General features: G+C 27.0%; 10 protein-coding genes. All 10 read left to right on the forward strand.

From position 1 onward, the window contains the following. Window positions 1-120: 120 nt before the first annotated feature. The 10 genes from AC2JAQ_RS05155 (at window position 121) to AC2JAQ_RS05200 (ending at window position 16,192) form a co-directional block, all read left to right on the forward strand. Window positions 121-420, forward strand: coding sequence for a hypothetical protein (locus tag AC2JAQ_RS05155; RefSeq protein ID WP_488458232.1), 300 nt, complete (start codon window positions 121-123; stop codon window positions 418-420). 48 nt (window positions 421-468) lie between these two features. Next, window positions 469-1,086 carry a hypothetical protein gene (locus AC2JAQ_RS05160; protein ID WP_488458233.1) on the forward strand — a complete coding sequence of 206 codons (618 nt, stop codon included), beginning with the start codon at window positions 469-471 and terminating at the stop codon, window positions 1,084-1,086. Between the two features lie 41 nt (window positions 1,087-1,127). Continuing rightward, entirely contained in the window at window positions 1,128-2,456 is a 1,329-nt protein-coding gene (locus AC2JAQ_RS05165) for a competence protein CoiA family protein (RefSeq protein ID WP_488458234.1), read from the forward strand. Between the two features lie 252 nt (window positions 2,457-2,708). Then, window positions 2,709-4,172 carry a type I restriction-modification system subunit M gene (locus AC2JAQ_RS05170; RefSeq protein ID WP_488458235.1) on the forward strand — a complete coding sequence of 488 codons (1,464 nt, stop codon included), beginning with the start codon at window positions 2,709-2,711 and terminating at the stop codon, window positions 4,170-4,172. 6 nt (window positions 4,173-4,178) lie between these two features. Continuing rightward, window positions 4,179-5,510, forward strand: a complete 1,332-nt coding sequence (locus AC2JAQ_RS05175) for a restriction endonuclease subunit S (RefSeq protein WP_488458236.1) — start codon at window positions 4,179-4,181, stop codon at window positions 5,508-5,510. A gap of 107 nt (window positions 5,511-5,617) precedes the next feature. After that, complete coding sequence (locus tag AC2JAQ_RS05180) at window positions 5,618-7,534, forward strand: AAA family ATPase (RefSeq protein ID WP_488458237.1); 1,917 nt, start codon at window positions 5,618-5,620, stop codon at window positions 7,532-7,534. 280 nt (window positions 7,535-7,814) lie between these two features. Further along, a complete protein-coding gene (locus AC2JAQ_RS05185) occupies window positions 7,815-10,700 on the forward strand; it encodes a DEAD/DEAH box helicase (RefSeq protein ID WP_488458238.1) in 2,886 nt (961 codons plus the stop codon). A gap of 40 nt (window positions 10,701-10,740) precedes the next feature. Then, window positions 10,741-11,940 carry a hypothetical protein gene (locus AC2JAQ_RS05190; protein ID WP_488458239.1) on the forward strand — a complete coding sequence of 400 codons (1,200 nt, stop codon included), beginning with the start codon at window positions 10,741-10,743 and terminating at the stop codon, window positions 11,938-11,940. 166 nt (window positions 11,941-12,106) lie between these two features. Continuing rightward, window positions 12,107-15,439, forward strand: a complete 3,333-nt coding sequence (locus tag AC2JAQ_RS05195; protein WP_488458240.1) for a DEAD/DEAH box helicase family protein — start codon at window positions 12,107-12,109, stop codon at window positions 15,437-15,439. A 75-nt stretch (window positions 15,440-15,514) separates the two neighbouring features. Continuing rightward, entirely contained in the window at window positions 15,515-16,192 is a 678-nt protein-coding gene (locus AC2JAQ_RS05200) for a hypothetical protein (RefSeq protein ID WP_488458241.1), read from the forward strand. Window positions 16,193-16,195: the final 3 nt, after the last annotated feature.

Here is a 16,195-nt window from a genome sequence, read left to right on the forward strand (position 1 = left end):
TTATATTGCTATAAGCTAGGAAGCTTAATTTATTAACATAAAACTTAACTAATTAACATAAATGTTATATAATGTTAATTAAGTCTTGGTATCATAATTTGTTTGGTAGAAGGAGAGAATATGAGAAAAACATTAAGTATGTTATTAGCTATAGGAATAGCAAGCAGTATATTTGTTGGTTGTGGGACAAGCACTCAAGAACCTACAAATAATAAAGGAAATTCTAGTATTGCTAGCAATGAGAGTTCAAGTAATGAAGGAAATAAGGACACTAATAAAAGTGATGATAATAATAAAGAAAATGGTAAGAAAGAAGACTTAGATTTAAATAAAGATAAGATAGATAAAAATAATGAAGTCTCAAAAGCTCAGAGATCTGAAAGTAAAGAAGAACAGAGTAATAAAGTGGCAAATGAATAGAGTAAAGAAGTAGGTAAAGAGAGTTTACAAAATGACGATAATGTTACAGTGAAAAATGGCGTAATAAAGATACCAAGTAATCTTAAGATGCTTCAGATAGACCTTAATTACAATGGAGGTGATCCATTAAAGGTTAAGGAGGTTAATGACTATAATTCAGCTCTTAATGATATGCTTTATGGAGTTGTTATTGGAAAAAATCCTACGAAGGTTGGAGACATTAATGGGGAATGGGAATACAACACTTTAGTAACAAAATTCGATACAATTAAATATCCAAACTTTTTTGAAGTTCAAAAGAGTGAATGGCCAAACTTAGAATTTGGAATAACTCTAAAAAGTAAGGATAAGCAAATGGAGTTTTCATTAGGTTCATATATGAATAATAGTGGACATGATGCAAAAGAAGAATTTGAAAGTTTAATTAAAAACTTTGGGGAGAATGGAAAGATTATTGATAAACATCAAGAAGGAAACACTTTTTCTTTTACTGTAGAAAAGGATGGCTTTATGGAATATCATTATGGATTTATAAGCAGTAAAGGTGATGATGTAAATAGTTTTTTCTATAAGTATCCAGTTAAATATAAAGATGTATTTAAGAAAATAATTGAAGACTCTAAGGAGAGTTTTGTTCCTAGTAAGGAGTTTCCTAAAGAAAATTAATTGAATTAAGAATATATATTTCTAATTTAGGGGGAATAACAATGGAAATATGTAAATACAAAGGAAAAGATATATGTGCATATGATATAACTAACAATAATTATGCATTAAATTATCAATTGGAGAAAGAATGGAAAATTGCAGGGAAAAGTGGAGAATTAAAGTGTCCAGAGTGTGGACTTGATGTTATTTTAAAGGTTAAAGATCCAAGAAAGAAAATTCCACATTTTGCTCATAAGATAAGTATGATTAAGTGCAATTATTATAATGAAGATTTAAAGGAATCTGAGGAGCATAAAAGAGGAAAGATGATTCTTTATAATTACTTTAAAGAGCTTTATCCAGATTCTAATTTAAGGATTAACCATAGATTTAATAATAAGAGAAGAACAGATATTTTCATAGAATTTAAAAGTGGTGAGAAGCTTGCTGTAGAATATCAAAGGTTAGGATTAGATATTATTCCATGGCAGGAAAGACAAAAAGAATATGAAAAGCTTGGTATTAAGGTTTTATGGATACTTCAAGGCAATGAAGAATATTTAATAGAGAAAAGTAAGCAGATAGAACTTTCATTTTTCAAACAAATTATGCTTAATGAGCTAGATAAGTTAGCAGTTTTTTTAGATATTAAAAAGATGAAGATAATTCTAATGAAAAATATGGAGTATATACATAAAAGAAATATAAATGATAAGTATGATGAAATATTTCTTTATTCATATAGACTGGATGAAGTTAAAATAAATGAAGATGGTTCTATTTCTTGTGATTTTTTTGAGAGATATAGATTAGAAGAGAATAAGTTTATATCAAAGTGTAAAAAGGAATGTGAAGAAAGAGAATTAAGAGAACTTCAAAGAAAAGCTAGAGAGAAAGTTGAAGAGCTTCAAAGAAAAGCAGAACAAAATAGAATAAGAGAGATGGAGGCAATAAGACAAGCTGAAATTCAAAAGGAAATATTAGAAGAAATTAAATATGAAGAGAGTATTTATAAAGATAGTAATAAGGTTCAATATTATACAGGAAAAGTTTTTAAGCAAAAAGAAATTAATCAAGCTTTGAAAGGAAATATTCAAGCAATAAACAATTTAACGCGGTATATTGCTTGGGATGCATCAACTGATGATTATAAAAATATGACTACTATATTTAAATATGCATATTCGAATGGTAATAAAAATGCTTTTAAAATATATGATAGGATAGTTAGTGCTATAGAAGATAATGTGGAGCACTTTAATGAAAATGAAGAAGTAAGATGTCCTTACTGTAATGGAAGATTAATAAAAAGATATAGTAGATATGGATTTTACGTTTCTTGTTCAAATTTCAGTGAATGCAATTTCAAGTTTTCTATAGATAATTAGTTTAATATATTAAAAAGATGTTTATTTAAAAGTATTAAAAATAATATTAAGGTTAAAAGTTATATACATTGTAACTTTTAACTTTTTTTATTTTAAAATATATAAATTAAACTTTTGGGTTGTTGCTTTGAGCAAATTTAATTTATACTATAAATAGATTTTATTAAAAATAGTAATGATAATATTAATTTAATAAGAAAATGCATTTTAAAAATAGTATTAATCATTAAATATTGGAGGAAAAAGACATTTATGATTACAGGTGAGTTAAGAAGTAAGGTAGATAAGATTTGGGAAACCTTTTGGACAGGTGGACTTACAAATCCATTAGAGGTTATAGAGCAGTTTACATATCTTTTATTTATTAAAGGATTAGATGATGTTGAAACAACAAAGGAAGCAGAGGCAACTCTTTTAGGAGTTGATTTTGATAGAACATTTCCAGAGGATCAGCAGGAACTAAGATGGAGCAAGTTCTCTAATGAGGGAGATGCTCAAAAAATGTATGATATAGTTCAAAATAAGGTCTTTCCTTTTATTAAGAACTTACATGGTGATAGGGAATCAGCATATGCAAAATATATGGGAGATGCTATATTCAAGATCCCAACTCCACTTATGCTTTCAAAGATAGTTGATGGAATAAATGGATTAGAGTTTAATAAGGATCAAGATACTAAAGGGGATTTATATGAATATTTACTATCAAAGGTTGCAACAGCTGGTACAAATGGTCAGTTTAGAACACCAAGACACATTATTGATATGATAGTAAAACTAATGAAACCAACACCAGAGGATATAATAGTTGACCCAGCAGCAGGATCAGCAGGATTTTTAGTTTCATCTCAACAATATTTAAGAGATAATCATGGTGATTTATTCTTAGTTCAAGGATTAAAAGAGCATTTTAATAATAGTATGTTCTATGGTTTTGATATGGACAGGACTATGCTTAGAATTGGAGCTATGAACATGATGCTTCATGGAGTTGATAATCCTAATATAGAATACAAGGATTCACTATCAGAAGTTAATACAGATAAAGAAAAATTTACTTTAGTATTAGCAAATCCACCTTTTAAAGGAAGCTTAGACTATGAAGCAGTATCAGCAGACCTTTTAAAAGTAACAAAAACTAAGAAAACAGAATTACTATTCCTAGCATTATTCCTTAGAATACTAAAAACAGGTGGAAGATGTGCTTCAATAGTTCCAGATGGAGTTTTATTTGGAAGTACTAAAGGACATAAAGATATAAGAAAAGAAATAGTTGACAATCATAAATTAGAAGCAATCATATCAATGCCAAGTGGAGTATTTAAGCCGTATGCAGGGGTAAGCACAGCTATTATGATATTCACAAAAACAGGTTCGGGTGGAACAGACAAAGTTTGGTTCTATGATATGAAAGCTGATGGATATTCATTAGATGATAAGAGGAATCCAGTAGAAGAAAATGACATAAATGATATAATAGAAAGATTCTCTAACTTAGAATTGGAAGAAGATAGAAGGAGAACAGAACAAAGCTTCTTTGTACCAGTAGAAGAAATAAGAGAGAATGGCTATGACCTCTCAATCAATAAATATAAAGAAATAGAATATGAAGAAGTAGTTTATGATGCTCCAAGTATTATTTTAGGAAGAATTAAGGAATTTGAGAAAGAAATAACTAAAGGTTTGGAAGAATTAGAAGGAATGTTTGAGGTGTAGTCTGCAATGGAGAAATGCGTTGATAGTTTAATTAGAGAAATTAATAGTATAAAGAATAGAGCTATAGAAGAAGGAATTTTAAAAAAAGAAAAGCCTCAAAAGGAATTAACTAAAAAGGAAATTGATTTCAAATTACCTAATGGTTGGAGATGGATTAGGTTAGGTGATTATTGTATGAAAGTAACTGATTTTGTTGCAAGTGGTAGTTTTGCTACTATAAAGAAGAATGTTAATTACTATGATACAGAGAATTATGCAATTATGGTGAAAACAGCAGACTTTTCAAATGGATTTACTAAAAATTTAACTTATACAGATGAAAAAGGGTATAAATTTTTATCAAATTCTAATTTATTTGGGGGAGAATTGATTTTAAGCAATATAGGATCAATTGGTAAAATATTTAAAGTTCCATATTTAAATAAACCTATGACATTAGCATCCAATACTATAATGCTTAAGTTTACTAATGATGAATTAGTTGATTATATATATTATTATTTTAAATCACCATATGGTCAAAATGCTTTAAAATCAATATCATCTGGAACGTCTATGTTGAAATTTAATAAAACACAATTAAAAACTTTACCATTGCCAATTCCGAATTTAGAGATACAAAAAAAAATAGTTTATGTTTTAAATAAATCACAAGAATTAATGAATAAAAGAAAAAAACAAATAGAAGAATTAGATTTATTAGTTAAATCGAAATTTATAGAGATGTTTGGTGACCCAGTTACTAATCTTAAAAAATGGGATAAGGTAGCTATTGGAGAAATATTTGAAATTAAAACAGGAGCAACACCTAGTAGAAAAGAAAATTCATATTGGGAGGGTGGAACAATTCCTTGGGTAAAAACAACTGAATTGAAGGAATACGTTATAAATGAAACAGAAGAATATATAACTGAAGATGGATTTAATAATAGTTCGGTTAATTTATTACCTAAAGATACTATATTGATAGCTATGTATGGTCAAGGTAAAACAAGAGGAATGACAGGGAAGCTTGGAATAGAAGCTACTACTAATCAAGCATGTGCAGCTATTTTACCTAACAATAATGAAAATATGGATTTTGTATGGTATCAATTAAGACTTTTATATGATGAATTAAGAGCGTTAGGACAAGGAGGAAGTCAACCTAATTTGAATACAAATTTAGTAAAAACATATCAGTTGATTTTTCCACCAGTAGAACTTCAAAATGAGTTTGAGAGATTTATTAAGTATATTGATAAATTGAAATTTGAAATGGAGAAAAGTTTAAAAGAATTAGATGATAACTTTAATTCATTAATGCAGAAGGCCTTTAGAGGAGAATTATTTAATTAATAAAATTATTAAATTTTTTGTTTTAGTTAGGAAAAGTTAAGAATTATTTATTAATGGTTAAAAGGAAATTTATTTAATATTAGATATACAATTTAATAGGAGGAATTATGGGATATATAGAATCAATAAAAATAAAAGAAAGTTTAAATAATTATATTAGTAATAATAGCGATATATTAAATAATATATCAAAATTAAACATATTTGTTGGTGGAAATAATTCAGGTAAAAGTAGATTTTTAAGAGAAGTTTTTTCAGATAGTGATTTAACATATAACATAAATCATGAAAAGATAATTGAATATAATGATTTAATTAAAAACTTAAATAATGAAATTAAAGCTTGTTTTAATGGGGGAATTACAGGAATAGAATCAATTTCAAGCAAAAGTAATTTGTTTACAGAATTGAAATGCTTAAACAAAGAATCTAATGTGTTAGAAGAGTTTAATGAAAAGATTAATACTCTTTTATCATTTGATGAAAATAAAGAATATAGCTATACTAGTAGCTCAGTAGGTGTAGTAATTTATGAAAAAAAGGAGATAATTAAAAACTTAAGAGAAATTGGTGAAAGATATAATAATGAATTCAAGCAAAAAAAATTAGATAAGTTTTTTAAAAAAAGAGAATTAGATAAGATTTATATTCCTATATTGAGAGGATTAAGAAGTTTAGGGTCAGAAAGAGATTTATTTAAAGAAAGAACTATAAATGATTATTTTGAAGAAAATTCTGAAACAAAAATTTTTACTGGACAACATTTATATGATGATGTTCTAAAACTACTTTGTGGAGATTATAAAGATAGAGTTCACTTAAGAGAGTTTGAATTATTTCTTGGAGATAATTTTTTTGATGGAAAAAATATATCGTTAATACCTAAAATAAAATCTGATGTTCTTTATGTGAAAATAGGAGATGAAAAAGAGTATCCAATATATGAACTTGGAGATGGAATCCAATCAATTATAATTTTAACATTTAATTTATATGCTAATAAAGGAAAGAATATGTTATTTTTTATTGAGGAACCAGAATTATATTTACATCCTGGTCTTCAAAGAAAATTATTAGAAGTATTTTTGAGTGATGAATTTGATACATATCAATATTTTGTGACTTCTCATTCAAATCATTTATTAGATTTAAGTTTAGATATAGATGATATATCAGTTTATAAATTTATGAAAAATATGTCTGTTGAAGGTGATGAAGAAAAGCAAGCTACTTTTTCAATAGAAAATGTAAAAAATGATGATGTATCATTATTAGAAATATTAGGAGTAAATAACTCATCTATATTTTTGTCAAATTGTACTATTTGGGTTGAGGGAATTACTGATAGATTATATATTAGAAAATATTTAGAAATATATCAAAATGAAAAGTTTAAAAATGAAGAAATTGAAAAAATATATTTAGAAGATTTACATTATTCATTTTTAGAATATTCAGGAGGTAATATAACACATTGGGATTTTCTTGATGATACTGATGGAGATTTATCTTCTATGAAACACAGTAGAATTTGTACAAGTATGTTTTTACTAGCCGATAGTGATGGATATAATGATTATAAAGAGGGTGTTAAAAGAGAAAGGCTTAATAAATTAAGCGATTATTTTAAAGAAAAATTTTATTGTTTGAAAGCAAAGGAAATAGAAAATATATTAAAGCCTAATGTAATAAAAAATGTTGTTACTATGTTTAAATATGGAAAAGAGAATAAAGATGCTGAATTATTTAATAAAGTTGATTTTAGTGAGAATGAATATAAAAATAAAAATATAGGCGAATTTATAGATAATAAAATAGATGAACAGATTGATATTGAAAAAGTTAATGATGAAAAATTTGATTATGAGAGGAAGAAAACTTTTAAAAAAGGAAGTACTGTTTCAGATAAAGTTAAGTTTTGCAAATATTCAATAGAAAATATAAAAACTTTAGATGATATGAGTGAAGAAGCAATAGAAATATGTGAGAAACTATATAATTTCATAAAAGAAAATAATTCTTAGCTAAAGTATTATTGAGTCAATAGAATTTTATAAAAGAAACTTAATTTTTGAAATGCTTATAAAAATTTAGAATAATATATTCAAATAGATATAGTTTTTAACTATATCTATTTTTTGGTAATAAAAATGTATACTTTGGAATTATATAAAATTTATGTAAAATATATATATGGATTAATTAAAAAAAATTAATTGTAATAATTTAAATAAAAAAGTTGCTTTATAATAAAGATTAAATTGAGAAGTTGGTTGTTTAAGTATAATAAAGGGGTAATTAGAAATGTATTTTAAGAAACATTATAATAATATTAGATATCCAATAGGTAATGATTGTGACAAAGGATTAAGAAATGCTCAAATTGGAGCAATTCATGCAATTGCATCATATTTCACAATTGAAAATGATAACGTAGCAATTGTGATTATGCCTACTGGATCAGGAAAAACTGCTGTTTTAATGATGTCACCATATGTTCTACAATGTAGAAAGGTGCTTGTTATTACACCAAGTAGAATGGTGAGAGAGCAAATAGCAGAAGATTTTTCTGAATTGAGAACTTTAACCAAGGCTAATGTGTTTCAAAATGATATTAAGAAACCTAATGTTTATGAACTACGCAATTTATATACTGATGAGTATAAAATCAAGTGTAGTGAAGCAAATGTTATTATTGCAACTCCACAAGGAGCGAATTCATTATTAAATACTTTTGAGGATGAATTTGATTTAGTTTTAGTTGATGAAGCACATCATTCTGCAGCTTCAACATGGTCTAAAATCTTAGGTGGATTTATTAGAGCTAAAAAGATACTATTTACTGCAACACCATTTAGAATGGATAATAAAGAAATTAAAGGAGAAATAATATACAAATATTCATTGGCGTTGGCTTATCGAGATGAAATTTTCGGTGAAATATCATATATTCCTATAGAAGAGGATGAGGAAAATAAGGATATATTAATTGCACGTAAAGCAGAAGAGATATTTTTGACTGATCGTGAACAAGGATATGAACATAGTCTTATGGTAAGAACTGATACAAAAGCTAAAGCAAAAATGCTAGAAGAAATATATTCTTTAGAAACTTCATTAAATTTAAAGAGAATTGATAGTTCAATGTCTAATTCAACTGCTAAAAAATATATAGATAAATTAAAAAATAGAGAGTTAGACGGAATAATTTGTGTAGATATGCTAGGAGAAGGATTTGATTTTCCGAATTTAAAAATAGCAGCAATACATGTCGCACATAAGTCTTTATCAAACACATTACAATTTATAGGAAGATTTGCAAGAACTAATGCAGAAAAAGTTGGAACAGCTAAGTTTATTGCTATGAATGACGAAGATTTATTGCTTGAAAATAAGCAGTTATATGTTTCAGATGCTATATGGCAAGATATAATTATTGATTTAAGTGAGAGTACAATAAAGAAAGAAGTTGAGAATAAAAAATATATTTCAGAGTATAAAAGAACAGATAAAAATATAGATAATACTAATTTTTCACTTTATGGGGTAAGGCCATTATGCCATGCAAAGATATATAAAGTAAAAAATTTTAATATAAATGCAAAATTTCCTGAAAACTGTAATCTTGAAATGAAACCATATATAAATAAAGAAGAGAATACTATTGTAGCCATAGCAAAAGGTTTATCAAAACCTAAATGGCTTGATTCTGATATTTTAAAGAATAAAGAATATTTACTATATATTGTACATTATCAGAAAGAAACAAAACTATTATTTATATATTCACAGATTAAGAGTGAAGTTTTGTATGAGTCTATAGCGGAAAGTTTTGTTGAATATTATGAAAAAATACCTAGAAGTGAAATAAATAGAGTTTTAGCAGAATTAAATAATTTTGATATATTTAATTCTGGGATGTTAAATAGATATAATGAATCCGGTGAATCATATAAAATATCAGCTGGATCAGATGTAAGTAAATTAATTGATAGGAGTACAGGAAGGTTGTATTCTGCGGGACATGTATTTTGTAAAGCTTGTCAAAATGATAGTGAAATTACAATTGGATATAGTAGTGGTTCAAAAATATGGAGTAGTGCATATTTATCGTTACAAGAATATATAAAATGGTGTGATTTTAATGGTAGAAAAATTTCAAATTCACTTTTAAAAGTTGAAACAGGTACCAATTTTGATTACTTGCCTGTTCCAAAAAAATTGAGAGAGTATAATGAGAATATTTTTATGGCAGATTTTGATGGGGAAATTTATAGTTCAAATCCATTGATATATATTAAAGATAAGGAAGATAAATTGAATTTTATTACTGACTTAATTATTATAGTAAGGAAAATTGAAAAAGAAAAAATAGAATTATCAATATCTTTAGATGGTATTGAGGAAATAATAGAATGTGATTTGCAGGGACGGTACTCTATAATAAGTGGTAAAGAAATTTTCTTTGTTAAGTTGGGATCAGATGAAGTTACGATATGCGATTATTTAAAAGAGCATCCATTATTATTACGAACTACAAATGATGCAACTATCCAAGGCGATGAGATATTAGAGGGAGATTCAGCGGCTATTGTATATGATAATTCTAATATTGTACCCATTGATTGGGCAAAAACTTATAATACTAATATCAAAATTGAAGTTAATGACCCTGTGCACCATCCAACTGGAAAGTCGATACAAGATACACTATGTGAGATTTTAAAATCAGATTATAATTTAAAGTACATTATATATGATCATTCAAGAGGTGAAATTGCTGATTATATAACAGTAGAAGAAAGAGATAAGACATTGAATATAAAGTTTTATCATGTGAAAGGTATGAAGGGAGCAAAATATAATGAATCAGTCAATGATTTGTATGAGGTTACTGGACAAGCTGTAAAATCAACTATATGGTTAAAATCAAAACAAACTTTATTAGAAAAGATAAAATCTCGTAGAGCAAGCAATCATTGCAAATTTATCTATGGTGAATTTAAAGAGTTTTCAAAAGATATTAAGAATATTAATACCAATATTGAAGGAGAAATAGTAATAGTACAACCATCTATAAGTAAAAGTACTAATATGCCATTAAAATGTCAGGAAGTATTGGCAGCTGCAAATTACTATATTACTAGATCAGGAAAGGTTAAAAGACTAACTATATTAGGAAGTAATTAAAAACTATTCTTAATTACATATATTTTAATTAGGAGGAGAAATGAGAAATAGTTACATTTTTTTATTAAAGAAACATATAGAAAATTATATAGATAAGGATAAAGAACACTATGATATATTAAATAGCTTATTTGAGGATGTTGATGAAGAAAGTTTTAGAGTGAAATTTAAGGAAGAAAGACATAAGGTTTATTATAGAGCTTTTTATAATGAAGATGAAGAGCTAAGACTATTTAATATGAATATAGAATTAGATCAAATTGATGATAAGCAAGCAGAAATTTTATGTGAAATTAATAATTTAATAAATAAAAGTAAAATGCGTAAAAATTATAATATAATAATTTCATATGATGGGGTTTCTGAACATTATTGTAATAAGGCTTATAATTTACTAAACAAATTTGAGAGAAAACTACGAGCATTAGTTTACTTTATTCTTACTAAGACATTTGGTGTAGAATGGTATGATGCGACTGTGAATGATGATTTAGAGAAAAAGATAAAAGAAACTAGTCAGGGGAAAAATAAATCTCAGTTAATTGAAGGAGCATTACAAGAAATGACTTTGTATGATTTGGAGATGTATTTATTTGAACCTTATGCAGATTCAGATTTTAATGAAATGTTATTAAATGGAGAAATAAATAGAATAACATTAGAATCAAAAAGTAAAGATGAAATAATAGATATGCTATCAGCGTGTAATCCCAAATCATTATGGGAGAGATTTTTTGAAAATATAGAGGATATAGACTATATGAAAAGACAGCTTTCATTGGTAAGGGAGTATAGAAATAAAGTAGCTCATAGTAAAAGTTTTTATATGGAAGAATATAATCAATGTACGAGCTTATTAAAAGAGATTTTAAAAAAAATAGATATTGCTATTAATGAATTAAATAGGTCTAATTTTAATAGAGAAGAAGGATATCGTGCATATGATGCTTTTGCTAAGACAAGTGTTGGAATACCGAATCAATTATCATCAATTTTAAAAATAGGAAAAACATTAGGGTTATCAAGGAGTGATTTGGAAAAAATGGGTATATATAAACAGTCGAATTTAGGAATACCGAATCAATTATCATCAATTTTAAAAATAGGAAAAACATTAGGGTTATCAAGGAGTGATTTGGAAAAAATGGGTATATATAAACAGTCGAATTTAGGAATACCGAATCAATTATCATCAATTTTAAAAATAGGAGAATCATTTAATATGGAAGATAATGATTAGAATTTAGTTGAGTTATATACAATAGAGGTATGAATACAGTAATTTTTTATAGCTATGTAATTTAATATATAGCTTTTGGTTTGCCATAACTATCTATATGTTGTTATAATTTTACTATAATTGAAATTTATTTTGTTTAAATATAGATAACTTGAGGAGAATTTTAATGTGTAGCAATTTTGAGTTTTTAAAGGGGAAAAAGGAATTTGAGTCTTTTAGTTCTCAATGTTTAGAGGCTGAAAAGAGTATTATTGTTAGCCCAGCAACTTGTGCTATTTTATCTAGAAGGGCTTTAGAGCTTGCTGTTAAGTGGGTTTATGCTAACGATTCGGATTTAGTTATGCCATATCAAGACAATATAAGCTCATTAATTCATAATGAGAGTTTTAGAGAATTAATTGATTCAAGTATGTTTAATATTATAAAGTATATTATAAAACTTGGTAATGTGGCTGTTCACACTAATAAACCTGTTAATAGAGGAGAGGCTGTTTTAGCACTTCACAACTTGCATCAGTTTGTTAGTTGGATAGATTATTGTTATGCCAATGAATATACTGCAAAGGATTTTAATGAGAACGAGCTTCATGAAGGTGATAATAAGAGAACCAGACCAGAGGAACTTCAGGATCTTTATGAAAAGCTTAGTTCAAAGGATAGAAAGCTTGAAGAGTTAATAAAGGAAAATGGGGAACTTAGGAAGCTTAGAACTGAAAAGAGAAAAGAGAATACAGAAAACAATACTTTCAAAGTTGATGAAATAAGTGAGGCTGAAACTAGAAGAAGATACATAGATGTTGAGCTTAAGCTTTCTGGTTGGACATTTGGAAAAGATGTTGGAATAGAGGTTGAAATACCTGGAATGCCGAATAATTCAGAGGTTGGATTTGCTGACTATGTTCTTTATGGAGATAATGGAAAACCTTTAGCTGTAGTTGAAGCTAAGCGGACAAGCGTTGATGAGAAGAAAGGACAACAACAGGCAAAACTTTATGCAGATTGTTTAGAGAAACAATATGGCCAAAGACCAATAATCTTCTTAAGTAATGGATTTAATTATTGGATATGGGATGATTGTGGAGAAAGAAGAGCCTTTGGATTCTATAAAAAATCAGAGCTTCAATTAATCATAGATAGAAGAACTTCAAAAAAGAGTTTGAAGGATATAAAAATAAGTGATGATATATCTAACAGATATTATCAAAAGGAAGCCATAACTGCTGTGGCTGAAGCCTTTGAGAAAAATCAAAGAAAAGCTTTATTAGTTTGTGCAACTGGAACAGGAAAAACAAGAACTGCCATCTCCATAGTTGATGTTTTATCAAGACATAACTGGGTTAAGAATGTTTTATTCCTAGCTGATAGAAAAGCATTGGTTAAGCAGGCTAAAAATAACTTTTCTAAGCTTTTACCTAACTTATCACTATGTAATTTATTAGATAGAAATGATAATCCAGAGGAATCTAGAATGATCTTCTCAACTTACCCAACAATGATGAATGCCATAGATGATACAAAAGGAAAAGATGGAGATAGATTATTTACTCCAGGACATTTTGATTTAATAATAGTTGATGAATCTCATAGAAGTATTTATAAAAAGTACAAATCAATATTTGATTATTTTGATGCTTACTTAATAGGGTTAACTGCAACTCCTAGAGATGAGATAGATAAGAATACTTATACTATTTTTGATCTTGAAAACAGGGTTCCTACCTATGCCTATGAATATGAAAAGGCTGTTGAAGATGGATACTTAGTTGATTATAGAACTATAGAAGTTAAATCAAAGGTTATGGAAGCTGGAATTAAGTATGATGATTTAAGTCAGGAAGAAAAAGAAGAGTATGAAATGCTTTTTGATGATGATGAAAATGTTGGTGATGAAATAAGCAGCACAGCAGTTAATGAGTGGTTATTTAATGCAGATACAATTGATTTAGTTTTAAATAAGCTTATGACAGAAGGATTAAGAATTGAGGGAGGAGAAAAGCTTGGTAAAACAATAATTTTTGCTAAGAGTTCAAGACATGCAAAGGCTATTGTTGAAAGATTTAATAAGCTTTATCCAGAGTATGGTGGAAACTTTGCTAAGGTAGTTGAACATAAAACTCCTTATGTTGATACCATAATAGATGATTTTTCAGATAAGGATAAAATGCCTCAAATAGCTGTATCTGTTGATATGCTTGATACAGGAATAGATATTCCAGAGATTTTAAACCTTGTATTCTTTAAGAAGGTTAGAAGTAAAACAAAGTTTTGGCAGATGATAGGAAGAGGAACTAGACTTTGTCCAGATTTACTTGGAGTTGGACAAGATAAAGAGGAGTTTTTAATATTTGATTTCTGTAATAACTTTGAATTTTTTAGAGTAAATCCAAAGGGATTTGAGGGTAATAATGTAGAAACTCTTACAGAGAAGTTATTTAATATTAAGACAGGCCTGGTTAAAGAGCTTCAAGATATTAAATATCAAGATGATGAAGAGTATGTTAATTACAGAAAAGATTTGGTAGATGAGCTTGTAGAGGCTGTTGAAGCATTAAATGAGGATGGATACTTAGTTAGAATGCACCTTCCTTATGTTCATAAATATAAGAATAGAGAAGTGTGGCAAAGTATTGGAGAATTAGCTCAAAATGATATTAAAGAGCATATAGCACCAATAGTTAAATCAATAAATGATGATGAACTTGCTAAGAGGTTTGATTTAGTAATGTACACAATACAGCTTGCTAAACTTCAAAATTTAGGAGCTAAAAGAGGAATAAAAAATGTAATGCAAACAGCTGAAAGACTTTCAAAGCTTGGAACAATTCCAGAAGTAAAAGAAAAGAAATCTGTTATAGAAAGAGTAATGACAAGTGAATTCTGGGAAGAAGCTGATATATTTGATATGGATAAGGTTAGAGAAGAATTAAGAGAACTTCTTAAATACCTAGAAAAAAGTACTCAAAAAATATATTACACAAACTTCAATGATATGATAATTTCTGAGGAAAGTAATGGCTCAATGTACAACGTAAATGATCTTAAAAGTTATAGAAAAAAGGTGGAATTCTATTTAAAAGAACACCAAAATGACTTGGCCATATACAAACTTAGAAACAATAAACCATTAACTGAAGAGGACATAAAAACCTTAGAAAATGTACTCTTTAATGAATTAGGAAGTAAATCAGATTACGAAAAAGAATACAAAGAAACACCAGTAAAAGTGCTAGTTAGAAAAATACTGGGAATGGATAGAGAAGCAGCTAATGAAGCTTTCTCAGAATTCTTAAATAATAAAGGCTTCAATAGTAAGCAAATCCACTTTGTAAAACTTATAGTAGATTATATAGTAAAGAATGGATTCATAGAAGATAATAGAATTCTTATGGAAGATCCATTCAGAAGTGTTGGAAGTATAATAGACTTGTTTGAAAATAATGTTACTGAGAGAACTAATCTTATTAAGAAGATAAATGAGATTAGAGAGAATGTTTTGTAAGATAGTTTTTAATATTTATTTTAAAGAAAATATTGAGGAATATATTGTATAATTTATTACTTAGGAGGTGATATTTTGTCTACGAATAGTCTTCACTTTATAAAATTTGAACCAAAAGAAAAGTTTAATTTAGAAAAGTTAATAAATAGTATTTTTTTTGAGAATGATGATGAGGATGAAAAATTTTTGATTAATGAAGTTTATGATTCAATCATAGAAGGATATTACATTAATTATTATAATTCAAGAGAGTTGTTGTTTAATAATGATACTAACTCATTAGAAAATGTAGTTGTTAAAAAAAGTTCAATAGTTCCTTTTTCAATTGATATCTCAAAAAATATTTTAGATATATGGGGGAATAGAAATAGTGTAATAAGAATAATTTCTAAAATTGGGGTTTTATTAGATCATAAGGTTAATTTAGATTATATAGATATTAATTTAGAAAATATAGCGTTAAATTTAAATTATGACTTAATAAAAATAGGTAAAATAAAAATTGATAATTATCCTATTGAAAGAGATATAATAGCACAATGTACATTAGATTTAAAAAATCATAGTAATGCTATTTCTATAGTTAAAAAATATTCAAAAGATTTAATACAGTTGTCATTACTTATAACTATGAATAATGGAGTTACAATTACAATGATGATTTATAAGAGTGGAAGTGTTGTTATATACAAACCTAAAGAAGAAATTTCACAAGAGACTTTAGACTTAATAAGAAAAATTTGTATTATATAGGAG

It is taken from the genome of Clostridium sp. LIBA-8553, from assembly GCF_057782465.1.